Genomic DNA, 23,332 nt, shown 5'->3' with positions numbered 1-23,332 from the left:
ATCGCCGCCGCCGGACACCATGAAAAAGCCCCCGCAGCTTGGGTTGCGGGGGCTTTTCGATCCGCGCTGCGGCTTGGCTCAGGCCGCGACCCGCTGATAGGTGTCCAGGCCTTCCATGATCGTCCGGTTGACCTGCACCAGCTCGGTGATCGATTCGCGACCGGCGACCACGTCGCTGGTGAACCGATCGACCCACAGGCCGAGCGAGATAATCTTCGCGCGCAAATCGTTGGGGAGGCCATTGCCGCGGGCACCGCAGTCGGTGACGAACGCAGACCACATTTCGCGGTTGCGATAGAGCGACGGCATCAGCAGCGCGCCCTTCAGGCCCGCCTCGTGCGCCGCCATCATCTCTCCGGTGATTTCGCGCATCAGCCGCAATTCCGCTGCGCGGGGCGTCTCGGCCCGGCTTCGGGCCGCCTGATAGGCATTGATGGTCATCGTGACTCCTTTGCTCGTCCTCCATTCTAGGAAGATTTTGCCGCCCTGTGCGCCGGCCTTCCTATAAGATTCATGCGTCCCGATGCTGTGGGCGTGCCTCCAGGGAAAAAGCATTGGCCGACTTCATTCTTCCGCACGACTTGCCGACCGCGCTCGACGGGCGTGATCAGGTCAAGCTGCTGTCGCTCGACTGTTTCGATACGCTGCTGTGGCGCGACTGCCACGCGCCGAGTTGCATCTTCCAGGCATTGCCCGGCATCACCGCGCCACAGCGCCAATGGGCCGAAGTGCGCGCGCGAACCGCAGCGCTCGTCCAGGAGAGCCGCAACGAGGTTCGCATCGCCGACATCTATCGCGAGCTGTTCCCGACGGCGAACCGGAGCGCGATCGATGCCGCAATCGAGCATGAACTGGATGCGGAAGCGCGCCACTGTTTCGCATTCGCTCCGACCGTTGAGCTAATGCGCAATGCCCATGCCCGCGGCGTTAGCGTGGTGATCGTTTCCGATACCTATCTCGATGCCGGCCAGCTGCGCCGCCTGATCGCGCGTGCCGCCGGCGATGACGTCGCGGCGATGATCGACCGCATCTTCTGTTCTTCGACCTTTGGCAAGTCCAAGGCTGAGGGTCTCTATGAACTGGTGCTGCGCGACTTGAAGGTGGCGAAGCAGGCGATCCTTCACATCGGCGACAACGCCAAGGCGGATGTCGACGGCGTCGCCCGCTTTGGCGTCCAGACACTCCATCTGCGCCAGTTCGCCGCTGACACCGACCAGCGGCTACGCCTTGAAGCGACGGTCGACGCCATTTTGCATCCCCAGGCTGCGGGCACGATCAATGCGCAACAGCCGCATCGCGCCACGCTCGCCTCCGTTGAACCGCAGATCGACGACGCGGCCGAAGCGCTCGGCTTCGCCGTGCTTGGCCCGATATTCCATGCCTTCGAGCGCTGGCTCCAGGCCGAGGCGGCCGCGATCGAGGCCGAACGCGGCGGCAAGGTCCACTGGCTGTTCATGATGCGCGACGGCTATTTGCCGATGCAGGTCCATCAGACTTCGGCCCACCCTGCCCCCGGCCATGCGGTCGAAATCAGCCGCTTCACCGCGACCGCCGCGTCGCTGGTCAGCGAGAAGGCGGTCGAGCGTTATCTTCAGTTCGAAATCTTCAGCGATCTCGACGCGGTGGTGAAGCAGTTGCTGATCCCGCGGCACGAAGCGATGCTGCTGATGAACGATCTGCCGGAAGTGACCGGCCGCCGCCCCGCCTTCCTGCGTGCGGTGCGCAAGCCGGCGCGGATGAAGCAGATCCTGAAGGCGGGCCGCGGCTTTGCCGACCGGCTGGTCGCCCATGTCCGTGCCACCGCCGATCCGGCGCCGGGCGACACGCTCATGCTGATCGACCTGGGCTATAACGGCTCGGTGCAAAACGATGTCGATGCGCTGCTGCGCAAGACGTTCGACGTTCATGTTGCCGGCCGGTACCTGTTGCTGCGCGAGCAATATCGCAGCGGCTGCGACAAGAAGGGCATGATCGGCGAGGCGGACTACGACGCCACCACGCTCGAGGCGCTGTGCGCCAACGTCGCCGTGCTGGAGCAGGTCTGCACCGCCGCCCAGGGCTCGACCGTCGATTATCTGCCCAATGGCACGCCGATCCGGGCCGGCAACAGCATCAAGTCCCGCCAGAGTGCCGTTCGCGAACGGATCCAGGCGGGCGCGCTCCGCTTCGAGACGGCGCAGGCCGCCGTCCGCGTGCGCGCCGAGACGGCCGACGAAGCGCCGATGTGGCGCCGCGCCGCCGCCGCCGCGCTCGGCCGGCTGATGTACCTGCCGCTGGCCCGCGAGTTGGCAGTGCTCGACGCGTTCGAGCACGACATCAACCTGGGCGTGGACGACACCGTGTCGCTGTTCGATCCGGCGATCGCGCGTCGCGGTCTGCGCCAGCGCGGCCTGTTCTACATGAAAGGCGCGAACCGCATGTATCTGCCCGCCGAGCTCGACGGCGAGGGGCTGCCGATCAAGCTGTCGCTGCTGACCCAGCGGCGCTTCGGCCTCCCGCTCAAATATGCCGATTTCGTCGACAGCTCGATCTCGCTCCCGGTGATCGTCGCCGACGGCACCAATGTCTCGACCGGCAACGTCACCGCCACGCCGACGCATGACGGCTATTATCTCGCGCCGATCCCGATCGGCGATTGCCGCTTCTCGGTGGGTATCCAGTTCGGCCAGCTGTTCGACTGGGTTCAGGTCGAAAGCACCAGCTTCATGCCCGTCGGCCGCTTCCTCAACGACAAGGAACAGATCGGCGGCAGCGAGGTCGACGCCTCGCCGTCGCTCGAGGGCATGGCCCAGGTCGCGCCGAACCTGTTCCACTGCAACGACGAGTTCGCCTTCATGATGGTGCCGCCGCCGCCGCGCGAAGACGATGCGCCGATGATGCTGGCGGTGGTGTTTCGCCCGATCGCCCGGCGCGAGGTCGCGGTGGCCCAGCCGGCGCCGCGCCAGCCCAGCCCGGTCCACGCCCCGGGCGTCCAGCGGTGATGGAGGGGGCGAACCGGCGGTAAATTCACCCTTTGCGCTAAGCAGAATTCCCGATCCACCGCTCGCCAGCCAAACCATCCTATAATTCTTGAAACACAGGGAAAGAACTTGAGTCCACCATGCTGAACGCAGTCGGTTTCCTCATCATCCTCGGTTGCGTGTTCGGCAGCTTCGTGATCTCGGGCGGCAAGTTCGAGATCATCAGCCACGCGCTGCCCCACGAAATGATGGCGATCGGCGGCGCCGCCATCGGCGCCTTCATCGTCGGCAACTCGATGGCGACGGTCAAGAAGGCCGGCGCCGGCCTCATGCGCGCCTTCAAGGGCGGCCGCTGGAAGGCCAGCGACTATACCGATCTGCTCACCCTGCTGTTCACGATGCTGTCGCTGTTCAAGAAAAGCGGCGCGACCGGCATCGAACCGCATCTCGACAAGCCCGAGGAGAGCGATCTCTTCAAGCCCTATCCACGGCTGCTCAAGGATCATCATCTGATCGAGTTCATGTGCGACTATTTGCGCATGATGACGGTCAATTTCGAAGACCCGCATCAGCTGGAATCGGCGATGGAAGCCGATATCGAAAAGCATCACCACGAGGAAACCGCGCCGCAGCACGCGCTGCAACTGATGGCCGACGGCCTGCCCGCCATCGGCATCGTCGCGGCCGTTCTCGGCGTCATCAAGACGATGGGCTCGATCGATCAGCCGACCGAGATCCTGGGTGCGATGATCGGCGGCGCACTGGTCGGTACCTTCCTGGGCGTGCTTCTCTCCTACTGCGTGGTCGCCCCGCTGGCGGGCAAGCTGCTCGAGACGATCGAGGGGGATTCCAAGCCCTTCACCATCGTGAAGACCGCCATCGTCGCCTACGCCCAGAACCAGCCGGTGCAGGTGGCCGTGGAGATCGCCCGCCGCATGACGCCGTCGGCCTATGCGCCAAGCTTCCAGCAACTCGAAACCGCACTCGACGAGGCAAAAAATGGACTCACACCTGCCACCGCTTGAGGTCGACGCGGACGACGCGCTCGCCCTCCCCGCGCACGGGACCACCGTCACGGCGGCGGACCTTCATGCCCGCCTGCTCGGCGCGCTCGATTCCGACGGCCCGATCGAGGTGGATGCCTCGCAGGTCGAGAGCATCGGCCAGGCGGTCCTCCAGCTTCTCGTCGCCGCCCATGCGGACGCCGAAGCGGCCGGCAAGAGCTTTACCATCGTCAACCCCAGCACTGCCTTCACCGATCGTGTGAACCGCTGTCAGCTTTCCGCAGCGATCGGCATCGATACCGGAGACCTTCTGTGACCAAGCTGATCCTTACCGTCGACGATTCCGCGAGCATGCGCATGCTCCTCAAGACCTCGCTGACCTCGCAGGGCTTTCGGATCGAAAGCGCCAATGACGGCCAGCACGGACTGGAGCGGATGCACGAGGTCAAGCCAGACCTGCTCATCACCGACATCAACATGCCGAAGATGGACGGGTTCGAGCTGATCGAGGCCGTACGCAAGGTGCCCGAGTTCAAGGGCGTGCCGATCCTGGTGCTCTCGACCGAATTCTCGGACGAGAAGAAGGCGCGCGCCCGCTCGGCCGGTGCCACCGGCTGGATCACCAAGCCCTTTGAGGCCGTCAAGCTGGGAGCGGCGATCCGCCGCGTCTGCCCGTGAGCGACGATTTCGACGATATCCAGGCAATCTTCTTCGAAGAATGCACTGAGGGCCTCACGACGGCCGAGGAAGGCCTGTCGGCGATGCAGGGCGGCGACCTGTCCGCCGAGACCATTGCCGGCGTGTTCCGCGCGATCCACTCGATCAAGGGTGGCGCCGGCGCCTTCGGCCATTCGGACCTGACCGCCTTCGCGCACAAGTTCGAGAATGTGCTCGACGAGGTGCGCGCCGGAAAGATCGTGCCGACGCCGGGCGTGATCCGGGTGATGCTCAGCTCGTTCGACGTGCTGTCGGACCATGTCGAGGCTGCGAAGGGCAATTCACCCCGGCCGAACGACCAGGCCGCCCTGACCGCGCTCGAGCAGATTCTCGCCAACAAGGGCGTGCCCGATGGCGATGCCGCGCCTGCGGCACCGCCCGCGGCCGCCGCGCCGCCGCCGCCGGCCGCCCCTGCGGCGCCGGCCGAGGAGGAAGACGAATTCGGCTTCCGCCCGGTCCATGTATCGCTCGACGACTTCGATGCGCCCGCCGGCGGCAGCGAGTCCGAAGCCGGTGGCTGGCGCGTCCGCTTCAAGCCGTCGCGCGCCGCGCTGGCGAATGCCGGTGAACCGCTGCTCACGATCCGCGAGCTCGAAGGGCTCAACGCTACCGTCGAATCCGTCGAACTCGGCGCGGTGCCGTCGCTGCGCGATCTGGATCCCGAGGAAAGCTATTTCACCTGGGTGATCAGCATGCCGGCCGAAGTGCCGGAAAGCGACATCTCCGACTGTTTCGACTTCGTCGCGCCCGATTCGATCATCGAGATCAGCCGCGTCGGCGGCGTCGACGAGGCCGCGCCGCCCGCCGACGGATCGATCGAGGCGAAGCTTGAAGGTGGTGACGAGATTCCGTTCGTGCCGGTAACGGCGATGGTCGAGGATTTTGCCGTCCCGGCGCCCGCGCCCGCACCTGCACCCGTCGCGGCGGCACCTGAAGCCGCCCCTGCCCCGGCTGCGGCGGCAACGCCGCCGGCCGGCGGTGGCGGCACGCCCGGTGGACCCGGTGGCGGCGGAAGTGCTGGCGGCGGTGGCGGTCCGGCAAAGCCGGCCAACGAAGCCGCGCAGACCATCCGCGTCGATCTCATCAAGCTCGACCTTCTGCTGAACCTCGTCGGCGAGCTGGTGATCCGCAACTCGATCCTGGCCGACCGGCTCTCGCCGGCCGATCGCCAGCGCGTCGAACTGCCCGAACTGGCCCGCCTCACCCGGCAGATCCAGGACAACGTCATGTCGCTGCGCGCCCAGCCGATCCGGCAGGCCTTCAGCCGCGTGCCGCGCATGCTCCGCGATCTTTCGGTCGAGACCGGAAAGCAGATCAACCTCGAGACGATCGGTGAGACGACCGAAGTCGACAAGGGCGTGATCGAGAAGATCGGCGACCCGCTGACCCACATGATCCGCAACGCCGCCGATCACGGCCTGGAAAGCGCCGAGGAACGGATCGCGGCGGGCAAGGACCCCGCCGGCACGATCAAGCTGTCGGCCGAGCAGAAGGGTGCCCGCATCTTCGTGCGCGTCGCGGACAATGGCCGCGGCATCAACCGCGAGCGCGTTCGCGCCAAGGCGGTCGAAAAAGGCATCATCAGCGCCGATGCGCAGCTGACGAACGAGGAAATCGATCAGCTGATCTGCGCACCGGGTTTCTCCACTGCGGAGAAGATCTCGAACATCTCGGGTCGCGGCGTCGGCATGGACGTGGTGCGCTCGAACGTGGAAGCCCTGGGCGGCCGCGTCGAGATCCACTCGGTGCCGGGCGAAGGCACGACCTTCACGATGATCCTGCCGCTCACGCTGGCCATCCTGGACGGCATGATCGTGCGGCTCGCCGGCCAGCGCTTCGTCCTGCCGCTCACCCACGTGCTGGAGACGATCCAGCCCGAGCCGGGGCAGGTGAAGCGCACCGCACCCGACCACGAAGTGATCGACATGCGCGGCGAATATCTGCCGGTGAAGCGTGCGACCGAGATCTTCGGCCTGAACGACGACCGCGCCGTCGAAGACTCGCTGGTGGTCATCGTCGAGAGCGAAAGCTCGGGCAAGGTCGGTCTCGTCGTCGATACGATCGACGATCGCCGCGAAGTGGTGATCAAGAGCCTCGACCAGAATCTTCATCCGATCCGCGGCCTCGGCGGCGCGACCATCCTTGGTGACGGTTCGATCGCGCTGATTCTCGACATCGAGGCGCTGGTTTCCTCGCCCACCCGATTCACGCCGAAAGGACTGGCAGCATGAGTAACGCCGACTCCGCCGACGATCGCAAGATCGTCACCTTCTCCCTCGCGAAGCAGATCTTCGGAATCGACATGAGTGCGCTCATCGAAATCCGCGAGTGGGACGAGCCGACGCCGCTTCCGAACGTCCCCAGCTTCATCAAGGGCGTCACCAATCTGCGCGGCAACGTCATCCCCGTCGTCGGCCTCGCCGAACGGCTGGGCTGGGAACCGAGCGTGCTGCACGCCCGGTCGTGCATCCTGGTGGTCAACATCGCAGGCAAGCAGGCGGGCTTCCTGGTGGACGAGGTGAACGACATTGTCGGCATCAACGTCAACGAGATCCAGCCGGCACCGGCGATCGAGACGGTCGAGGAAAGCGTGATCGCCGGCCTCGTCCGCATCGCCACCCGCGCCAAGGATGGCACGCGCGACGAAAATGGCAGCATGGTCCTGCTGCTCGATCTCGAGGCGCTCAGCCTCACCAAGCATCTGGATCTGGCCGCATGAGCCCCGCCGGGGGCGCCGCGGCGTCCGCCGGCGTCGCGAACAGCATGGCGGCCACCCAGGCGCCGGCAGAACTCACCCCGCGTGATTTCGCCGCGATTGCCGCCATCATGCACGAAGACGCACGTATCGCGCTGAGCGAGGCGAAGACGACGCTCGTCCAGTCGCGGTTGGCGCGTCGATTGCGGAAATTCGGGCTGTCGCGGTTCAGCGATTATATCGATCTGGTCCACCGCGACGCGGAGGAGCGGCATGCGATGGTCGTCGCGCTGACGACCAATCACACGCACTTCTTCCGCGAGCCGCATCATTTCGATCATTTCCGGGAACACGTCCTGCCCTCGCTCCAGCGTCGGCAGGGGCCGATCCGGATCTGGTCGGCGGGCTGCTCGTCGGGCGAGGAAGTCTATACGATCGCGATGTGCCTGCTCGGGCCGAACCGCAGCTCGGCCGGGTGGCTTCGTCATGCCGATGTCCGCCTGCTGGCGACCGACATCGCGCCGCACGTGGTCGAATCGGTTCGCAAGGGCGTCTATTCGGAGCAGATCGCGAACGGCGTGCCGGAGCCCTATCGCTCGGCCTGGATGAAGCCTGCCCCGGGCGGGTTCGTCATGGCCGACGAAGCGCGCCAGCTGGTGACCGCGAAAGAACTCAACCTGTTCGAACCATGGCCGCTGAAAGCCGCCTATGATGTTATTTTCTGCCGTAACGTGATGATCTATTTCGGGGACCCGGCCAAGGAAGAGCTCGAGCATCGCTTCGTCGAGCAGCTCGCACCTGGCGCTTTTCTCTACATCGGTCATTCGGAGCGGCTGATCGGGCCCGCCGCGACCAAGATGCGGTCGTGCGGGCACACCATCTACCAGAAGCCGGAGTCCAGGGCATGAATCGCGTACGCACCCTCATCGTCGACGACAGTGCCTCGATGCGGGCGACGCTGAAGCGGATGCTTTCGGCGGATCCCGAGATCGAAGTGGTCGGCGCCGCGCCGGAGCCGTTCGCGGCACGGGACATGATCAAGGCGCTCAACCCCGACGTGCTGACGCTCGACGTCGAAATGCCGGGCATGGACGGCCTGTCCTTCCTCGAACGGATCATGCGCCTCCGGCCGATGCCGGTGGTGATGTGCTCCACCCTCACCGCCCGCGGTGCGGAAGTGACGATCGAGGCGCTGCGCCTCGGCGCGGTCGACTATGTCACCAAGCCGAGCGGCACGCCCGAGGATATCGAGCGCGACGCGCACCTGCTGTGCGAAAAGGTGAAGACGGCCGCCCGTTCGGTGGCGCGCGCCGGGCCGCAGCGCCTGCCCGCACAGCCGAGCGTCGGCAGCGGCGGCGGATCGGGCAAGCTGATCGCGATCGGCTCGTCGACCGGCGGCGTCGAGGCGCTGTTCTCGGTGCTGCCTTCGCTGCCGGAGGATTGCCCGCCGGTGCTGATCGTCCAGCACATGCCGGCAACCTTCACCAAGAGCTTCTCGTCGCGTCTCGATGCCGAGTGCCGGGTGAAGGTGGTGGAAGCTACGGATGGCGACCAGATCATGCCCGGGACCGTCTATATTGCTCCTGGAGGCGATATGCACATGGAGCTCTCAGGCGGAATCAACGGCCGGATCCGGCTGCTGCACGGCGATCCGGTGACGGGTCACCGACCGTCGGTCGACGTGCTGTTCCATTCGGTTGCAAAGCTCGGGCCGGCTGCCGTCGGTGCCATCCTTACCGGGATGGGCAGCGACGGCGCCCAGGGGCTCCTGGCGATGCGTCGGGCCGGTGCCCGCACGCTCGGGCAGAGCCGCGAAACCTGCGTGGTGTGGGGCATGCCCCGCGCCGCCAAGGAGCTCGGCGCAGTGGAACGCGAAGTGGGTTTGTCAGCGATACCGGAGGCCCTGTTAAAGGCCTGCCGCGAAACGGTTAAGGTTGGGAGCGCTTAAAATGCCCGCAGCATCTCAGATCAAGGTCATGGTCGTGGACGATCAGACCAGTATGCGCGCGATGATCCGTCGCGCACTTCAGGATCTCGGTTTCAAGGACGTCCGCGACAAACCGAGCGCTACCGAAGCGCTGCAGGCGGTCAAGAGCGATCGCGTCCACCTGATCATCTCGGACTATAACATGCCCGAGATGGACGGCCTCCAGTTCCTGGAGGCGGTCCGCGGCGATGCCGTGATCGGAAAGACGGTGTTCATCATGCTCACCGGTTCCGCAGATCGCGAGGTCGTCCAGAAGGCGGCCGCGCTGGGTGTCAACAACTACGTCGTCAAGCCCTTCGCGCCCGCGGCGCTGAAGGAGAAGATCGAACGCGTTTTCGGCGAGCTCACCTAAATGCGCAGAGTCTCCATCGTTCAGGGCGAAAACGCAGTGATCGCGGAACCCCATATCGTCGTCTCGACGCTGTTGGGTAGCTGTGTCGCCGCGTGCCTGTACGACCCCGTCGCCAAGGTCGGCGGCATGAACCATTTCCTGCTCGGCGAGCCGGGCGCGGACCACAAGGTCTCGAATGCGGACATGGCCCGCTACGGGGTCCATGCGATGGAGTTGCTGATCAACGGCATGATGGCCAAGGGCGCATCGCGCACGCGGCTGCAGGCGCATCTTTATGGTGGTGCCAACATCATTTCCGGCCTGGGGGGGATCGGCTCGTCCAACGCCGCCTTTGCGCGGCGGTTCATGGAAACGGAGGGCATCTCGATTGCCCATTGCGATCTCGGCGGCACGCTTGCGCGCAAGATCGAATTCCTGCCGCACGAGGGCAAGAGCCGCTGCACGAAAGTGGCGGAGCGCGTCCCCGAACGTCCCGTCGCACCCCCGCCGATGCCCGAGCCCGGCGGAGAACTGGAGCTTTTCTGATGTCGTGCCTGCCCATGTCAGAGCCAACCGCCCCGCAGCCCATGCCCGGCTACGATCCGTTCGCGGGCGTGCTGCACAGCGTGATGGCCGGCGAGATCCGCGAGATCAGCAAGAAGCTCGAGGGCCTTGCCGAGGTGCTGGTGTGCGACGAACATTTCGCCGCCAACTATCTCGAACAGCTCCAGGCGTTCGACTATCTGATCCAGCACGCCGACGAGTGCGTGAACCTGCTCGAGCGGATCGCCGGCGGCGAGGATTCGCTGTCCGCGATCAGCCATGTCCGGCTCGGCGCCGTCCAGGATCGCTTGCGCGCGGCGCTGAAGGGTAACTGACATGGCCCGCGGGGGGGACGTTCGGCCGATCATCGTCAAGAAGGTCAAGAAGGTCGCGGGCGGCCATCACGGCGGCGCGTGGAAGGTGGCCTATGCCGACTTCGTGACCGCGATGATGGCCTTCTTCATGCTGCTCTGGCTGATTTCCAATCCGGACAAGGACCGGCTGAAGGGCCTCGCCAAATATTTCTCGCCGACGATCGCGGACAGCGGTCCGTCGACGCCGGTCCTCAACACCGCGCCCGGCGCGGGCGGCCCCACCCGTCGTTCGGAGGCCGATCCCAGCCCCGCCAAGGGCCAGCCCACCTTCGAGGCGGCATCCGCCGGCACTGCGCGCGGCGGCACCGCCGATGTGCCCGCGACGATGCGCGTGATGGCGTCCGAGCTCCAGATCGCGCTCGAATCGATGCCGCAGAACCAGGGCAAGAAAAACATCGACATCCAGCCCGATCGCCAGGGCCTGCGGATCACGCTGATGGACACCGACCAGCAGTCGATGTTCAAGCCCAACACCGCCGAGCTCAATCCCTATGCCCGCGCGGTGCTGGCCAAGGTGGCCGCAAAGATCGCCTCGATCGGCGCGCAGATCGCGATCGAGGGGCATACCGATGGCGCCGGCGGCCAGAGCGATGCCAACTGGCTGCTCTCCGGCCAGCGTGCGCTCGCCGCCCGCTCGGCGCTGATCGCCGATGGCGTCACGCCGGATCGCTTTGCCGAGGTGGTCGCGCTCGGCGCCACCCAGCCCGTCTATCCCGATCAGCCGGATCGCGCCGAAAACCGCCGCATCAGCATCGTGCTGAAGGGCGAAACATCGGCGCTGCCCAGCGATTCCAGCTTCCGGTTCTGAGGGGATCGCCGTGAAGAAGATGCTGTTCCTCGTCGTCGTGCTGATCGCCGGGCTCGCGCTCGGCGGCGGCGCGGCGTTCGCGACGATCCGGATGCTCGGCGTCGGCGGCGATGGCGCCGCGGCCGCGGCGGAAAAGGAAGCCGAGCTGCCCGAAGCGGGCAAGTTCGTGCCCACCGGCAAGATCCTCGCCCCGCTGGTCTTCGCCGATGGCCGCCTCGCCGGCTATGCCTCGCTCGAGGTCCAACTCGAAGTGCCCGAGGCCAAGGCCGACTATGTCGCCCAGCGCGTGCCGCTGCTGCTCCACGCGATCAACATGCGCACCTATCGGACGCCGCTGGCAGCCGGCCCGGACGGCATGCTCCCCGATCTCGACGCCTTCCGCAAGGTCGTCGACGCGGCCGCCGTCGAGGCATTCGGGCCCAAGGTGGTACAGAAGGTCGCCGTCACCGCGGCGAACCCCGCCTGATCGAAACATCGCGTGGGGCGGCCACCGCTCGTTCCCACAACATCCTATAATGAGTGAAGGAAGGCGCATGCCCTCTCGCATGTGCCGCGGAGGAAAGCAGTGCGCGCGGCCGAACAAGAACTGAGCAGTGAGCAGCAGGCGCCCAGCTGGGTCGATCGCGCCCCGCGCACGGTCACCACGCTCATGGTCGGAAAACTGCTCAGCGAAGAGAAGGGCGAGCAGCTGTGCCGCGTCCGCAACCTCTCGGCCAGCGGCATGCTCGTCGAATCGCGCCGTCCGATCGAGATCGACACCGACATCACCGTCGAACTGCGCTGCGGCCAGCGGCTGTCGGGCCAGGTCGTGTGGAGTCATGATGGCCGCGCCGGCGTCCATTTCGGCGCGCCGATCAACGTCGAAAAGGTGCTCGCCACGGCGCGCGGCACCACGCCATCGGCCCGGCTGCACCGCGCCGTGCCCCGCGCGCCGCGCTTCGACGTCGACTGCCCTGCCCGGCTGGTCTGCAACGGCGTGTCGTTCCAGATCGTCGTCAACAACATCTCGCAAAGCGGCGCGCGCCTGCGCATCGCCGGCCAGCCCGATCTCGATCGGGTGATGACGGTGGCGATTCCCGGCCTCGCCCCCCGCCCCTGCACCGTGCGCTGGTCGCGCGACGGCGAGGTCGGCATCGCCTTCATCGACATGGTCCCTTACGCCGAACTCGCCGACTGGCTGGGCCAGCTCGACGTCGCGCATTGACTCGCGGGCTGCGCCGGGAGCGGCTTCAGCGCCCGAAGCGGTGCACCAGCCGGATACCTACATTATCGATCCCTGGGTTCTGATCCGAGAACAGCCGACGATGGCTGTAATGCTCCCACGCTAGCTCGACTGCCAACTTTTCTGTCAATCGCACACCGATCGAGGCGTTCGGGTTGAAAAGCACCTTCGATCCGAACGAGGTCCGCCTCAGATAAATGTCGTATCGGCGCTGCGCCTCCCCCGCAGACAAACCCGGTGCGAAGGGATCCGGCACGAAACGATATCCGTCGATCACTGTCACGCCGATACCCGCCTGGCCATATAGCCGCCCGCCCAGAACGTGCTGCCGCCATTCGGCACCGACGCTGGCAAAGCTGGTCCGACCGTCGACGTTGACTTGCAGCTTCCCGGTCAGCCGGGGCTTCAGAAGCGCGCGCAGCGGCCTGCTCCGGAAGACCAGTTGTACGTCGGTCGTGCCATCTTCCTCCATGCCTTCATACACCTGCCCGTCCGGCAAATCGGGCAGGTTGAAGGCGAGCGAACTGCCCAGCGGGTGGAAATCGGCGCCGTGCCGGAAGACGCCGATCGCGATTTCCGATCGCGCCTTGTCCGCAGCGGAAGGCGCGATGCTCTGCGCCGGCGCGTTGCCGGAGGCGAGCGTCAGGATCGCGCCGAGGACGCCCAGATTCCATCCCTTCATGTTGGTATTTCCCGAATGGCACGGCTATCGTCCAGCCGCAGCCATGGTGTATGATGGCAATATCTTTTCGTCAAACAGAAAGAATATGATGCGCAACAGCTATGGCTTGCCCCCCAGGAAGGCCGGACTGTGCCGCGCGATCGGGGCGGTCTTCCTGCTCGCTGCGGCAATAACGACGATCGTGATCGCAGTGGCGGGAATTTCGCCGGGTGCGTCGCCGATCTGCGGCGGTGACGAACCTTGCGCCTGGCGTGCGCAGCCGATCCAATTGCTCGATCAAGACGTGCAATTCGCCGTGCTCGCGACCACGGACGCGCGGCGAAACTTCGAAGCCTATGTCGCTCGTGCCGATGTCCGGCTCGGCCTTGCTGCCGTCGAGGCAATCAACCTAGGCCCGTTCGCGTTTCTGCTGCTGGGCGTTGGGCTGGCGTTGCGGCGGCTCGGGGCAAATGAACCCGATGCCCTTCCGCGTGCGCTGCGCTGGCTACGACTGTCTGCGATTGCCGCCATTCTGTGGGCGCTGACGAGCCCGATCTACGATAGCTTGCTGGCTACGATTCTATCGCCCGGCACGCCGGCCGGCGAAAAGGTGGAACTCTATATCTATCTCGACAAGATCGGAGGTGGACTGTTGCTTGCGTTTGCGGCCTATGCGGCGATCTGGGCGATCGAGGCCGGCCTGGAAGCGCGACGAGACCTGGATAGCTTCGTCTGATGCCGATCATCGTCAACCTCGATGTCATGCTCGCGCGCCGCAAGGTCCGCTCCAAGGAACTGGCCGAAGCGATCGGGATCACCGAGTCGAACCTGTCGCTGCTGAAATCGGGCCGGGTAAAGGGCGTTCGGTTCGCCACGCTGGCGGCAATCTGCCGCTATCTCGATTGCACACCGGGCGACCTGCTCGATTACGAGCCGTCCGATAATGATCTACGAGCAGAGGAAGGAAGTTAGGGAGGCGACAGCGTGGATGCCGGGCGGTTCGGTGCCGCGGCTTGCCCGCCCCCTCACCCCGTCGTGAAGCTCTTGACCAGCGAGCCCGCCACCAGCGCCCAGCCGTCGACCAGCACGAAGAAGATGATCTTCATCGGCAAGGCGATCGTCGGTGGCGGCAGCATCATCATGCCCATCGCCATCAGCACCGCGGACACGGCAAGGTCGATCACCAGGAACGGCAGCAGCAACAGGAAGCCGATCTCGAACGCGCGGCGCAGTTCGGAGATCATGAAGGCCGGCGCCAGCGTCGCCAGCGGGGTTTCGGCGCGGCTCTCGATCTTCTTGTTCGACAGGTCGGCAAACAGCTTCAGGTCGCTGTCGCGCACCTGGCCCAGCATGAACACGCGGAACGGCTCGGCGGTGCGCTCGAACGCCACCTTCTCGGTCAACTTGCCCTTGGTATAGGGGTCCACCCCCTCGTTCCACGCCTTCTCGAACGTCGGCGCCATCACGAAGAAGCTCAGGAACATCGCCAGGCTGATGATCACCGGGTTGGGCGGCACGCCCGGCGCGCCCAGGCCGGTGCGCAGCAGCGACAGCGCCACCACCATGCGGGTGAAGCTGGTGATCGTCATCAACAGGCCCGGCGCGAGGCTGAGCACCGTCAGCATCATGACGAGCTGGATCGCCTTGGACGACAGCTGGCTGTCGCCGGCGATGTTGATCTGCGTCGTGGGCGGCGGCATGCCTTGCGTCTGGGCGTGCGCCGCGATCGGCAGCACGACCAGCAGCAACGCCGCCGCCGCGAGCGGTTTACGCATTGAGCGCCTCTCGCACCGCGCGCTTGTTCCAGCGCGTCGTGTCGCGCGGGGCGCGGGTCCGGGTGGAGGCACGGCGGCGCCGGCCGCCGGCAGCGGCGGTGGCGGCAACCTCGATTTCGCCGTCCGCCTCGGCGTCGGCCTCAGTGGCGGCTTTCGCGTCGGCCTCCGCTGCCGGCGTCGCCTCGGCAGGCTCGACGTCATTGGCGGGCACGATCGCCGGTGCGGCCGCAGCTGCGGGCTCAGGCGCCGGCGCAGCCTCGGTCAAAGCGGCGTCGGCAGCGGCCTCGGGCTCGGCTGCGGCGCCATCGCCCGCATCGTCGCCAGCCTTGCCGGCCTGGGCACGCTCGACCAGCCGGGCGAAATCGAACTGGCGCGGCAGCGCGGCGATCTTGCCGATCCCGGCCTTGAGCGCAGCGATATCGCCTTCCAGCCGCGCGGGCGGCGTCGCGGCCGCCTCGGCCACGGGCTCGGGCGCAGCCGGCGGCGGCGGCGCGACGATGCCGGTTTCGATCGTGGCATGGCCTTCCGGGCCGATCAGGATCAGGTGTTCGCATCCGTCGCGGCGGATGAGCGCCACCGAACGCTTGCCGTCAACCGCCAGCCGCTCGACGAGTTCGACGCGCTTGCGCCCGCCCCCGCTGATCCGTCCCGGCAATTTCAGGTCATAGCGTTTGACCGTCCACAAGGCCCCCGCCAGCATCCCCAGAACCAGGCTCAACGCGCCCAGCGTACGCAACATCGACAAGAGGTCCATCAGGGGCGCGACTTCTTCACGAGTTCCGAGACTTCGAGCGACATCACTTCGCCGTCCACCAGGATGCGCCCGGTGGCGACCAGCTCGCCGTTCACATAGACAAGGCTGGGATCGTCCTGGCCGCAGTCGAGCGGGATCATCGCCCCGCGGCTCATCTGCAGGATCTGCCGGACCGGCACCTGGGTCGACCCCAGCACCACCGACATTTCGATCATGATTCCGTCGAGTACCGACATGCGTCTCCCTTTCCCTTGGACTTATAGGAACCTTTTTTCCGCCCCCGACGCCGGTCCCGGCAAAAATTGCCTACAATTGGATCGAAGGCCGTGATGGCCAGGGAGGACCCTATGGATTTGGACGCTTCGCTTGGCGTTTCCGCCTCGGGATTGCGCGCGCAATCGCTGCGGATGCGCGTGATCGCCGAAAATCTGGCGAACCAGGATTCGCTCGCCACCACGCCCGGCGGCGACCCCTATCGGCGCCGTGTCGCCAGTTTTTCGGCGGCGGTGGATCGGGCGACCGGCGCCACCGGCGTCAAGATCAACTCGATCGAGACCGACAAGTCGAATTTCGTCCGCGTCTATCAGCCGGGTCACCCCTCGGCCGACGCGGAGGGCTATATCCTGAAGCCCAACGTCAACGGGCTGATCGAAAGCGCCGACATGAAGGCGGCGCAGCGCAGCTACGAAGCCAATCTCAACGCCATCGAAGCGGCCAAGAGCCTGACGATGCGCACCATCGACCTGCTGAAGTAAGGGAAACCACATCATGTCCATCGGAGCATTGGACGCGACCAAGGCCTATGGCCGGGTCGCCTCGATCGGCGGCGGCCTCGGCACGGCTGGGGGCCTCGGCGGCGCCGGCGACGTCTCGGGCGAACAGTCGGGCTTCGGCGCGATGGTCGAAGGGCTGGTCACCGGCACGGCCGACAAGCTGCGCAGCGCGGAGACCGCCTCGGCCAAGCAGGTCGCGGGCAAGGGCGATCTGATCGATGTCGTCACCGCGATCGGCGCCGCCGAAACCGCGCTCGACACGATGGTGGCGGTGCGCGACCGCGTGGTCGGCGCCTATACCGATATCATGCGCATGCAGATCTGAAGGCGGGCGGGCGCTCGCATGACTCCCACCGAACTCGTCAGCCTTACCGAGGCCGCGCTGCTGCTGATCCTCACGATCGTCGGCCCGCTGCTGCTGACGTCGCTGATCGTCGGTGTGTTCATCGGCCTGTTCCAGGCGCTCACGCAGATCCAGGAAACCACCCTCACCTTCGTGCCCAAGCTGGTGTCGATGGGGGTGGTGTTCCTGCTGATGCTGCCGACGATCGGCCAGGCGCTGGGCGGCTTCATGGCCAAGATCAGCGACATGATCATCCACGGATGATCGTTCCGCCCGATCTCGCGCTGCACGTTTCCGCGTTCTTCATCGTGTTCGCACGGGTGGGCGCGGTGCTGATGCTGCTTCCCGTGTTCGGCGAGGATTCGATCCCCGCGCGCATCCGGCTGATGATCGCGTTCGCGATGTCGGCGGCGCTCTACGGACTGATCGGCGAACCGGCGCGCGCGGCGGTTCAGGGCGGCGCGGTGCTGCCGGCGGTGCTGGTGTGCGAGCTCGTCACCGGGCTGGCGATGGGGATGATCGTCAAGATCCTGTTCTTCGCGATCTCGATGGCGGGCTCGATCGTCAGCATGCAGATCGGCCTGTCCGCCGCGGTGATCTTCGATCCCGCGCAGAGCGGGCAGGCGCCGATCCTGTCGAAAATGGTCGGCATCGTCGCGGCGCTGATGTGCATGGGCATGCAGGTCCACCACCTCTGGATCGGCGCGATCATCAACAGCTACCACACCTTCCCCATCGGCGGCCTCCCCCCGATGCATGACTTCGCGCAGCTGGCGATGGCGGCGATCGAACGATCGATGTCGCTGGGGATCAGCCTCGCCGCGCCGTTCCTCGTCTATGGCATCGTCTTCAACGTCGCGCTCGGCCTCGCCGCGCGGATCGCGCCAGCGATCCAGGTGTTCTTCATCGCCCAGCCGCTCAACCTGATGCTCGGCATCGCGCTCACCATCACCACGATCGGCACGATCCTGACCGTGTTCACGCACGCGATGGCCGCTGCGATGCAGGGAGGCTGGTGATGGCGGAAGGCGGCGATCAGGACGACAAGACACAGGAACCAACCGACAAGAAGCTCGAGGACGCGCGAAAACGCGGCGAAGTGCCGATGGCGCCGGAAATGCGCCACGCCGCGATGTTCACCGCCGCGCTGGTGGTGATGGGCGGGCTTGGCACCTATACGGTCCAGCAATGCGGCAACCTGTTCGTCCGGCTCTGGGGCGGCGCCGACGATTTCCGCTTGTCACCGGACGGTGCACAAAATTTCGCGACCGGCCTGTTCGGCGCCGTCGCCACCGCGCTCACCCCGATCCTTGCCGCGCTGTTCCTGTTCGCGATCCTCGGCGGCGTGCTTCAGGGCAAGCCGATGATTTCCTGGTCGCGGGTCAAGCCGAAATGGAACAAGCTCAATCCGGTCAACGGCTTCACCCGAATGTTCGGCAAGCAATCGCTGGTCGAGTTCGCCAAGACCTTCGCCAAGCTATGCCTGGTCGCGGGCATCGCCGGCATGATCGCCTGGCCGCACGCCGCGACGATCGACCGGCTGGTCGGTGCCGACCTGAACTCGGCCGGCGCCGCCGCCAACGACATCGTCGATGCGATGCTGCGCCCGATCGCGATGCTGGTCGGCGCGCTCGCGCTGTTCGACTTCTTCTGGCAGCGCAAATCCTTCATGAAGCGCATGCGGATGAGCCTTCAGGAAGTGAAGGACGAATACAAGGAATCGGAGGGCGATCCGAAGATCAAGGGCAAGATCCGCGCGATGCAGATGCAGCGCGCGCGCAGCCGCATGATGGCCAATGTGCCCAAGGCCAGCGTCGTCATCACCAACCCGACCCATTATGCCGTGGCGCTGCAATATGATCACGGGGCGATGGCCGCGCCGGTGGTGGTGGCCAAGGGCGTCGACGCGGTCGCGCTCAAGATCAGAGAGATTGCCACCGCGAACAACATCCCCCTCGTCGAAAATCGCCCGCTCGCCCGCGCGCTCTATGCCAGCGCGGAACTCGATCGCCCGATCCCGGTCGAACATTATGCCGCGGTCGCCGAGGTCATCAGCTATGTCCTGCGCATCGCCAAGGCGCGCCGCTGAGCCGACACCTGCGTATAATGCGATTGACTTGCAATATTAGACTTCCCTAAGAGCGCGCCATCGAGCCGCAAAGGGAAATCAAAAACATGTCGTCGCTACGCACCGCTCTCCTCGCTACCGCGTTCATCGCGGTCCCGTTTTCGGCGCTCGCCGATCCGGTCACCGAGTCGGAAACGGATGCGGCGCAGCAGTCCCGCTCGGGCGAGATCGTCGTCACCGGCCTCGTCAATCAGGAAACCAGCTCGGCGACCGGCCTGGCGCTGACGCCGCGCGAAACGCCGCAGTCGATCACGATCATCGACCGCCAGCGCCTCGACGATTTCGCGCTCACCAATATCAACGACGTGCTCGACCAGGCGGTCGGCATCAATGTCGAGCGCGTGGAAAGCGATCGCACCTATTATAATTCGCGCGGCTTCGACGTCACCAATTTCCAGGTCGACGGGATCGGCCTGCCGATGCCCTATGGCATCCAATATGGCGACCTCGACACCGCGCTGTTCCAGCGGATCGAAACGGTACGCGGCGCCAACGCGCTGATGACCGGCGTCGGCAATCCCTCCGCGACGATCAACTATGTGCGCAAGCGCCCCACCGACTCGCTCCAGGCGAGCGCGACGCTGCAAGCGAGCTCGTGGAATCGCTGGCGAGGCGAGGCGGACGTGTCGGTGCCGCTCACCGATACCGTCGCGGTGCGCGCGATCTATGCGCATGAGGACCGCGATTCCTATCTCGATTACAATCACGTCACGCGGAACGTTTATGGCCTGATCGCCCGCTGGAACGTGACGCCCCAGCTCACTGCGACGGTCGGCTACAGCCGCCAGGAAAACAATGCCGATGGCGTGCTGTGGGGCGCGCTGCCGCTGACCTACAGCGACGGCAGCCGCATCCCCTATGCGCGGTCGGCATCCACCTCGGCGCCCTGGACCTATTGGGACACCACCGATCAGCGCGCGTTCGGCGAGCTCGCCTATGATCTGGGCCGTGGCTGGCAGGCCAAGGCGGTGTTCACCTATATCAACAACAAGCAGACGGCGAAGCTGCTCTACGCCTATGGCAGCGTCGACAAGGCGACCGGGCTCGGTCTGAATGGCCTGGGCGGCTATTACCCTTCGGAGATCGACCAGTATCTGGGGGACTTCACCGCATCGGGGCCGTTCCAGCTGTTCGGGCGCGAGCACCAGCTTGCCTTCGGAGTCTCCGCCGGCCGCCTCGACGACCGACAGTGGCAGGGATCGGCGACGAGCACGATCGTCTATCCCGCGGTGCCGAACCTCAACAGCGTCTCGATCGCCGAACCGGACTTCACCCCCGCCGTTCTGGAGGCCGACGACAACACCAACGTGACGCGCGCCTATGGTGCCGCCCATCTGAACCTGACCGATCGGCTGAAGGCCGTTGTGGGCGGGAGCGCGACCTGGCTGAAGGCTGACGGCATTTCCTATGGCGCCGATCAGTATCGCAAGAACAGCGACGTCAGCCCCTATGTCGGCGCGACCTTCGATCTGACGCCTCACGTCTCGCTCTATGCGAGCTATACCAACATCTTCAATCCGCAGACCGAGGTGGACGCCAATGCCCGGCGGCTCGACCCGGTGACCGGCACCAGCATCGAAGGCGGTCTCAAGACCGAATGGTTCGACGGGCAACTCTATGTCACCGCATCGCTGTTCCGCGCCAAGCAGAAGGGGCTGGCGACGGCGGCGGGCGTGTTCGGCGCCGATGGCCCCGGGCCGGTCGGCACGACCTTCTACACCGGCGTAGACACCACCGCGCGCGGCTTCGAGATCGAACTCGCCGGGCAGGTGACGGACAACTGGACGATCAGCGGCGGCTATACCGGCCTCGAGATCGAGGATGAGGCGGGCGATCCGGCCCGCGTGTTCATCCCCACCAAGAGCCTGAAGCTCGCCACCACCTATGCGGTGCCCGAGCTTCGTGACCTCAAGGTCGGCGCGCAGCTGCGCTGGCAGAACGCGATTCGCAGCCCCGATTATACGGTCAAGCAGGATGATTATGCGGTGCTGGATCTGATGGCCGGCATGCGGGTGGTCGATCATGTCCGCGCGTCGATCAACGTCCGCAACGTCACCGACAGCAAGTATCTCGGCAGCCTGATGTGGGGCCAGGCCTATTACGCGCCGCCGCGCAGCGTGATCGGTAGCCTCACCTTCACCTATTGAGCGATCCGGTGAGCGCGCATCTTCGCAGGGGCTGGCGTTATCGCAGCAACATTGCGGTGCGCGCGGTCGTCGGCAGCGTCGGCGCTTATATCGTCGCCGCGCTGTTCGCGGCGGCGGTCGCGCGAACGCTGCCGATCGGGCGGCTCGATGCGGTGGTGCCGGCGACGATGCTCGCCTTTGTTGTCGCCCCCGTGGTGACGATCTGGGCCTTTCTGGCGCGCGGACCGCTGCGCGCGCTGGCCGGCGTCGCGGTCGCGGCGGCGCTGCTCGCGGCGATCGCCTGGGCGGCGGGCGCGCCGGCATGAGCGTCGTGCGCGAAGGTGCCCGCCAGGCGATGGCATGGCTTCACGGCTGGACCGGCCTGTTGCTCGGCTGGGTGCTGTTCGTCGTCTGCCTCGCCGGCACACTCAGCGTGTTCAAGCCCGAGATCGGCCAGTGGATGCGCCCCGAAGTCACCGCCCGCCCCGATCCGGTCGCGGCGATCGCAGCGGCCACCGGCTGGCTCGAACGAAACGCACCCGATTCCTATGGCTGGTATCTCACCGCCCCCGGGCCGCGATCGAACATCGTCGAGGCGACCTATGATCCCGGCGGCGGCTTCATCTATCGCGCGCTGGACCCGGATACGGGCGCACCCGTCGCCCGCGAGACGCTGGGCGGCGAATTCTTTTACCGGCTTCATTTCGAGCTTGAGCTTCCCTATCCCTGGGGTCGCCTGCTCGCCTCGCTCGCCGCGATGGTACTGCTGCTCGGGCTGATCACGGGGATCATCGCGCATCGCCGTATCTTCAAGGACTTCTTCACCTTCCGCCCCGCCAAGGGCCAGCGCTCCTGGCTCGATGGGCACAATGCGCTCGGCGTGCTGGCGCTGCCCTTTCACGTGATGATCGCCTTCACCGGGCTGGTGACGCTTTCGTCGCTCAACATGCCATGGCCGATCACGGCCAATTACGGCAGCGACACACCCACCATGTTCCGGGATTTCACCCCCGGCCAGATCGACCGCCCCCCCACCGGCCACCCCGCGCCGCTTGCGCCGATCGAACCGATGCTGCGCGAGGCCGAACGCCGCTGGGGCGGTGCGCCGGTCGGCCGAGTCTGGGTCGTGCATCCAGGCGACACGGCCGCAGTCGTCACGCTGTTTCGCGCGGACGAGCGGCAAATCGCCTATGCCGCCGGCGAGATCAGTTTCGACGGTGCCACCGGCCGCGTGCTCGCCGACTGGACCGAACACCGGCCTGCGCTGCAGGCGTACGGCGTCGCCTATGGCCTCCACATCGCCCGCTTCGCCCCGATGGCGACGCGCTGGCTCTATTTCCTCGGCGGCGCGATGCTCACGCTCGCGGTGGCGAGCGGCATGGTGCTCTGGGTGGTCAAGCGCCGCGAGCGCGCGCCGCTGTCGCCCGGCAACCGGTTCGTCGAGCGGTTGAACGCGGGCGTCATCGCCGGCGTGCCGATCGGCTGTGTCGCCTTTCTCCTCGCCAATCGCGTGCTGCCACTGGGCATGCCCGGCCGTGCCGATGCCGAAGTGTCGGTGGCGCTGTGGAGCGCGGCTATCGCGATCCTCGCCGGGCTCGTGCTGGCGCCGCGGCAGAGCTGGCGCCTGCTGCTGTCGCTGCTCGCGATCGGCTGCGCGCTGGCGGCAATTCCCGGCGGTGCATTCGCAACGCCCGTCCAGACCGGGGTCAGCCTGACGCTGCTCGGCACCGCGCTCGCCGTCGCGGCGATCGCGCGCCGTCAATGGCGCCGCCCTGCCCCCGCGCCCCGGCGACGCAACCGGCAGGTGCCGGCATGATCGCCGCCGGGCTGACGCTGATCGCGTTCGTGCTGCTTGCCGCATCGACGTCGCGGCACGCCCCGGCGCTGCTCGGGGGATGGGACGCCCCGCGCCGCCGCCCGGCGCTGGGGGTCGCCGGATGGCTCGCGCTGCTGCTCGGGATGGGGGCGGCGATCCTGCGCGCCGACTGGCCGTTGGCGCTGGTCGCCTGGCTCGGGCTGCTGCCGCTTGCGGCGGGGGTAGTCCTGCTCGCGCTCACCTACCAGCCAAGGGCGGCACATCTCAGCGCGGCGATCGGCGCCGCACTGATCCTGGCCGGCGTGCTCGCCTGAT

Annotated in this window: 30 protein-coding genes; 25 read left to right on the top strand and 5 right to left on the bottom strand. The window is 66.3% G+C overall.

Going from position 1 to position 23,332, the window contains the following annotated elements:
* Positions 1-78: 78 nt before the first annotated feature.
* A complete protein-coding gene (locus tag ACX40Y_RS17045; RefSeq protein ID WP_459120767.1) occupies positions 79-441 on the bottom strand; it encodes a flagellar biosynthesis regulator FlaF in 363 nt (120 codons plus the stop codon).
* Between the two features lie 113 nt (positions 442-554).
* Between ACX40Y_RS17045 and ACX40Y_RS17040 the strand changes: the two genes are divergently transcribed.
* The 14 genes from ACX40Y_RS17040 (at position 555) to ACX40Y_RS16975 (ending at position 12,623) form a co-directional block, all read left to right on the top strand.
* Positions 555-2,981 carry an HAD family hydrolase gene (locus tag ACX40Y_RS17040; RefSeq protein WP_459120766.1) on the top strand — a complete coding sequence of 809 codons (2,427 nt, stop codon included), beginning with the start codon at positions 555-557 and terminating at the stop codon, positions 2,979-2,981.
* Positions 2,982-3,100: 119 nt separating this feature from the next.
* Positions 3,101-3,985, top strand: coding sequence for a flagellar motor stator protein MotA (motA, locus tag ACX40Y_RS17035; RefSeq protein WP_459120765.1), 885 nt, complete (start codon positions 3,101-3,103; stop codon positions 3,983-3,985).
* Entirely contained in the window at positions 3,960-4,280 is a 321-nt protein-coding gene (locus ACX40Y_RS17030) for an STAS domain-containing protein (RefSeq protein ID WP_459120764.1), read from the top strand. The genes motA and ACX40Y_RS17030 overlap by 26 nt, the downstream gene beginning before the upstream one ends.
* Positions 4,277-4,642: a response regulator gene (locus ACX40Y_RS17025; protein WP_459120763.1), complete on the top strand. Its 366-nt coding sequence runs from the start codon at positions 4,277-4,279 to the stop codon at positions 4,640-4,642. The genes ACX40Y_RS17030 and ACX40Y_RS17025 overlap by 4 nt, the downstream gene beginning before the upstream one ends.
* Positions 4,639-6,912 (top strand): chemotaxis protein CheA, encoded by a 2,274-nt coding sequence (locus tag ACX40Y_RS17020; protein WP_459120762.1) that lies wholly within the window; start codon positions 4,639-4,641, stop codon positions 6,910-6,912. Before ACX40Y_RS17025 ends, ACX40Y_RS17020 begins: the two co-directional genes overlap by 4 nt.
* Entirely contained in the window at positions 6,909-7,400 is a 492-nt protein-coding gene (locus ACX40Y_RS17015) for a chemotaxis protein CheW (protein WP_459120761.1), read from the top strand. Before ACX40Y_RS17020 ends, ACX40Y_RS17015 begins: the two co-directional genes overlap by 4 nt.
* Positions 7,397-8,284, top strand: a complete 888-nt coding sequence (locus tag ACX40Y_RS17010; RefSeq protein WP_459120760.1) for a CheR family methyltransferase — start codon at positions 7,397-7,399, stop codon at positions 8,282-8,284. The genes ACX40Y_RS17015 and ACX40Y_RS17010 overlap by 4 nt, the downstream gene beginning before the upstream one ends.
* A complete protein-coding gene (locus ACX40Y_RS17005; protein WP_459120759.1) occupies positions 8,281-9,324 on the top strand; it encodes a protein-glutamate methylesterase/protein-glutamine glutaminase in 1,044 nt (347 codons plus the stop codon). Before ACX40Y_RS17010 ends, ACX40Y_RS17005 begins: the two co-directional genes overlap by 4 nt.
* Before the next feature lies 1 nt (position 9,325).
* Positions 9,326-9,715 carry a response regulator gene (locus ACX40Y_RS17000; RefSeq protein WP_459120758.1) on the top strand — a complete coding sequence of 130 codons (390 nt, stop codon included), beginning with the start codon at positions 9,326-9,328 and terminating at the stop codon, positions 9,713-9,715.
* Positions 9,716-10,240: a chemotaxis protein CheD gene (locus ACX40Y_RS16995; protein WP_459120757.1), complete on the top strand. Its 525-nt coding sequence runs from the start codon at positions 9,716-9,718 to the stop codon at positions 10,238-10,240.
* 14 nt (positions 10,241-10,254) lie between these two features.
* The gene (locus ACX40Y_RS16990) at positions 10,255-10,572 is read left to right on the top strand and encodes a hypothetical protein (RefSeq protein WP_459120756.1); all 318 of its coding nucleotides are present in this window, start codon (positions 10,255-10,257) and stop codon (positions 10,570-10,572) included.
* A gap of 1 nt (position 10,573) precedes the next feature.
* Entirely contained in the window at positions 10,574-11,419 is an 846-nt protein-coding gene (locus ACX40Y_RS16985; protein WP_459120755.1) for a flagellar motor protein MotB, read from the top strand.
* Positions 11,420-11,438: 19 nt separating this feature from the next.
* Entirely contained in the window at positions 11,439-11,885 is a 447-nt protein-coding gene (locus ACX40Y_RS16980; protein ID WP_459120771.1) for a hypothetical protein, read from the top strand.
* A 99-nt stretch (positions 11,886-11,984) separates the two neighbouring features.
* Complete coding sequence (locus ACX40Y_RS16975) at positions 11,985-12,623, top strand: PilZ domain-containing protein (RefSeq protein ID WP_459120754.1); 639 nt, start codon at positions 11,985-11,987, stop codon at positions 12,621-12,623.
* Positions 12,624-12,648: 25 nt separating this feature from the next.
* Here the strand turns inward: ACX40Y_RS16975 and ACX40Y_RS16970 are convergent, their stop codons facing one another.
* Entirely contained in the window at positions 12,649-13,323 is a 675-nt protein-coding gene (locus ACX40Y_RS16970) for an acyloxyacyl hydrolase (protein WP_459120753.1), read from the bottom strand.
* On the opposite strand from ACX40Y_RS16970, the gene ACX40Y_RS16965 reads away from it, so the two are divergent.
* Both ACX40Y_RS16965 and ACX40Y_RS16960 read left to right on the top strand, forming a co-directional pair.
* Entirely contained in the window at positions 13,250-14,038 is a 789-nt protein-coding gene (locus tag ACX40Y_RS16965; RefSeq protein WP_459120752.1) for a hypothetical protein, read from the top strand. The genes ACX40Y_RS16970 and ACX40Y_RS16965 overlap by 74 nt on opposite strands.
* Positions 14,038-14,274, top strand: a complete 237-nt coding sequence (locus ACX40Y_RS16960) for a helix-turn-helix domain-containing protein (RefSeq protein ID WP_459120751.1) — start codon at positions 14,038-14,040, stop codon at positions 14,272-14,274. Before ACX40Y_RS16965 ends, ACX40Y_RS16960 begins: the two co-directional genes overlap by 1 nt.
* 53 nt (positions 14,275-14,327) lie before the next feature.
* On the opposite strand, the gene fliP is transcribed toward ACX40Y_RS16960, so the two are convergent.
* Genes fliP through ACX40Y_RS16945 form a run of 3 tightly spaced genes read right to left on the bottom strand, consistent with a single transcriptional unit; the run spans position 14,328 to position 16,067 of the window.
* Positions 14,328-15,077: a flagellar type III secretion system pore protein FliP gene (fliP, locus tag ACX40Y_RS16955; RefSeq protein WP_459120750.1), complete on the bottom strand. Its 750-nt coding sequence runs from the start codon at positions 15,075-15,077 to the stop codon at positions 14,328-14,330.
* Positions 15,070-15,831, bottom strand: a complete 762-nt coding sequence (locus ACX40Y_RS16950; RefSeq protein WP_459120749.1) for a hypothetical protein — start codon at positions 15,829-15,831, stop codon at positions 15,070-15,072. Before ACX40Y_RS16950 ends, fliP begins: the two co-directional genes overlap by 8 nt.
* Positions 15,831-16,067 carry a FliM/FliN family flagellar motor switch protein gene (locus tag ACX40Y_RS16945; protein ID WP_459120748.1) on the bottom strand — a complete coding sequence of 79 codons (237 nt, stop codon included), beginning with the start codon at positions 16,065-16,067 and terminating at the stop codon, positions 15,831-15,833. Before ACX40Y_RS16945 ends, ACX40Y_RS16950 begins: the two co-directional genes overlap by 1 nt.
* A 111-nt stretch (positions 16,068-16,178) precedes the next feature.
* On the opposite strand from ACX40Y_RS16945, the gene flgC reads away from it, so the two are divergent.
* From flgC to ACX40Y_RS16900, 9 genes are all read left to right on the top strand, one after another.
* On the top strand, positions 16,179-16,586 hold the full coding sequence (gene flgC / locus ACX40Y_RS16940) for a flagellar basal body rod protein FlgC (RefSeq protein ID WP_459120747.1): 408 nt from the start codon (positions 16,179-16,181) through the stop codon (positions 16,584-16,586).
* Between the two features lie 13 nt (positions 16,587-16,599).
* Positions 16,600-16,929, top strand: a complete 330-nt coding sequence (locus ACX40Y_RS16935) for a flagellar hook-basal body complex protein FliE (protein WP_459120746.1) — start codon at positions 16,600-16,602, stop codon at positions 16,927-16,929.
* A gap of 18 nt (positions 16,930-16,947) precedes the next feature.
* Positions 16,948-17,211 carry a flagellar biosynthetic protein FliQ gene (locus tag ACX40Y_RS16930; RefSeq protein WP_459120745.1) on the top strand — a complete coding sequence of 88 codons (264 nt, stop codon included), beginning with the start codon at positions 16,948-16,950 and terminating at the stop codon, positions 17,209-17,211.
* Positions 17,208-17,966: a flagellar biosynthetic protein FliR gene (gene fliR / locus ACX40Y_RS16925; RefSeq protein WP_459120744.1), complete on the top strand. Its 759-nt coding sequence runs from the start codon at positions 17,208-17,210 to the stop codon at positions 17,964-17,966. Before ACX40Y_RS16930 ends, fliR begins: the two co-directional genes overlap by 4 nt.
* Positions 17,966-19,036, top strand: a complete 1,071-nt coding sequence (gene flhB, locus ACX40Y_RS16920) for a flagellar biosynthesis protein FlhB (protein WP_459120743.1) — start codon at positions 17,966-17,968, stop codon at positions 19,034-19,036. The genes fliR and flhB overlap by 1 nt, the downstream gene beginning before the upstream one ends.
* 86 nt (positions 19,037-19,122) lie before the next feature.
* On the top strand, positions 19,123-21,222 hold the full coding sequence (locus tag ACX40Y_RS16915) for a TonB-dependent siderophore receptor (protein ID WP_459120742.1): 2,100 nt from the start codon (positions 19,123-19,125) through the stop codon (positions 21,220-21,222).
* An 8-nt stretch (positions 21,223-21,230) separates the two neighbouring features.
* Positions 21,231-21,527 (top strand): ketohydroxyglutarate aldolase, encoded by a 297-nt coding sequence (locus ACX40Y_RS16910; RefSeq protein ID WP_459120741.1) that lies wholly within the window; start codon positions 21,231-21,233, stop codon positions 21,525-21,527.
* Positions 21,524-23,017 carry a PepSY-associated TM helix domain-containing protein gene (locus ACX40Y_RS16905; protein WP_459120740.1) on the top strand — a complete coding sequence of 498 codons (1,494 nt, stop codon included), beginning with the start codon at positions 21,524-21,526 and terminating at the stop codon, positions 23,015-23,017. Before ACX40Y_RS16910 ends, ACX40Y_RS16905 begins: the two co-directional genes overlap by 4 nt.
* Positions 23,014-23,331, top strand: coding sequence for a DUF3325 domain-containing protein (locus ACX40Y_RS16900; protein WP_459120739.1), 318 nt, complete (start codon positions 23,014-23,016; stop codon positions 23,329-23,331). Before ACX40Y_RS16905 ends, ACX40Y_RS16900 begins: the two co-directional genes overlap by 4 nt.
* Position 23,332 lies beyond the last annotated feature (1 nt).

The organism is Sphingomonas sp. RS6, assembly GCF_054489705.1.
This window is presented reverse-complemented; position numbering and strand designations above follow the sequence as displayed.

Bases quoted from the DNA above. Each gene is read 5' to 3' on its own strand.
- ACX40Y_RS16930 (WP_459120745.1), top strand. From the start codon at position 16,948: ATGACTCCCACCGAACTCGTCAGCCTTACCGAGGCCGCGCTGCTGCTG.
- ACX40Y_RS16970 (WP_459120753.1), bottom strand. From the start codon at position 13,323: ATGAAGGGATGGAATCTGGGCGTCCTCGGCGCGATCCTGACGCTCGCC.
- ACX40Y_RS17010 (WP_459120760.1), top strand. From the start codon at position 7,397: ATGAGCCCCGCCGGGGGCGCCGCGGCGTCCGCCGGCGTCGCGAACAGC.
- fliR (WP_459120744.1), top strand. From the start codon at position 17,208: ATGATCGTTCCGCCCGATCTCGCGCTGCACGTTTCCGCGTTCTTCATC.
- flhB (WP_459120743.1), top strand. From the start codon at position 17,966: ATGGCGGAAGGCGGCGATCAGGACGACAAGACACAGGAACCAACCGAC.
- ACX40Y_RS17000 (WP_459120758.1), top strand. From the start codon at position 9,326: ATGCCCGCAGCATCTCAGATCAAGGTCATGGTCGTGGACGATCAGACC.
- ACX40Y_RS16990 (WP_459120756.1), top strand. From the start codon at position 10,255: ATGTCAGAGCCAACCGCCCCGCAGCCCATGCCCGGCTACGATCCGTTC.
- ACX40Y_RS16950 (WP_459120749.1), bottom strand. From the start codon at position 15,831: ATGGACCTCTTGTCGATGTTGCGTACGCTGGGCGCGTTGAGCCTGGTT.
- ACX40Y_RS16900 (WP_459120739.1), top strand. From the start codon at position 23,014: ATGATCGCCGCCGGGCTGACGCTGATCGCGTTCGTGCTGCTTGCCGCA.
- flgC (WP_459120747.1), top strand. From the start codon at position 16,179: ATGGATTTGGACGCTTCGCTTGGCGTTTCCGCCTCGGGATTGCGCGCG.
- ACX40Y_RS16980 (WP_459120771.1), top strand. From the start codon at position 11,439: ATGCTGTTCCTCGTCGTCGTGCTGATCGCCGGGCTCGCGCTCGGCGGC.
- ACX40Y_RS17030 (WP_459120764.1), top strand. From the start codon at position 3,960: ATGGACTCACACCTGCCACCGCTTGAGGTCGACGCGGACGACGCGCTC.
- ACX40Y_RS17015 (WP_459120761.1), top strand. From the start codon at position 6,909: ATGAGTAACGCCGACTCCGCCGACGATCGCAAGATCGTCACCTTCTCC.
- ACX40Y_RS17005 (WP_459120759.1), top strand. From the start codon at position 8,281: ATGAATCGCGTACGCACCCTCATCGTCGACGACAGTGCCTCGATGCGG.
- ACX40Y_RS17045 (WP_459120767.1), bottom strand. From the start codon at position 441: ATGACCATCAATGCCTATCAGGCGGCCCGAAGCCGGGCCGAGACGCCC.
- fliP (WP_459120750.1), bottom strand. From the start codon at position 15,077: ATGCGTAAACCGCTCGCGGCGGCGGCGTTGCTGCTGGTCGTGCTGCCG.
- ACX40Y_RS16960 (WP_459120751.1), top strand. From the start codon at position 14,038: ATGCCGATCATCGTCAACCTCGATGTCATGCTCGCGCGCCGCAAGGTC.
- ACX40Y_RS16915 (WP_459120742.1), top strand. From the start codon at position 19,123: ATGTCGTCGCTACGCACCGCTCTCCTCGCTACCGCGTTCATCGCGGTC.
- ACX40Y_RS16995 (WP_459120757.1), top strand. From the start codon at position 9,716: ATGCGCAGAGTCTCCATCGTTCAGGGCGAAAACGCAGTGATCGCGGAA.
- ACX40Y_RS16965 (WP_459120752.1), top strand. From the start codon at position 13,250: ATGCTCTGCGCCGGCGCGTTGCCGGAGGCGAGCGTCAGGATCGCGCCG.
- ACX40Y_RS16905 (WP_459120740.1), top strand. From the start codon at position 21,524: ATGAGCGTCGTGCGCGAAGGTGCCCGCCAGGCGATGGCATGGCTTCAC.
- motA (WP_459120765.1), top strand. From the start codon at position 3,101: ATGCTGAACGCAGTCGGTTTCCTCATCATCCTCGGTTGCGTGTTCGGC.
- ACX40Y_RS16985 (WP_459120755.1), top strand. From the start codon at position 10,574: ATGGCCCGCGGGGGGGACGTTCGGCCGATCATCGTCAAGAAGGTCAAG.
- ACX40Y_RS16945 (WP_459120748.1), bottom strand. From the start codon at position 16,067: ATGTCGGTACTCGACGGAATCATGATCGAAATGTCGGTGGTGCTGGGG.
- ACX40Y_RS16935 (WP_459120746.1), top strand. From the start codon at position 16,600: ATGTCCATCGGAGCATTGGACGCGACCAAGGCCTATGGCCGGGTCGCC.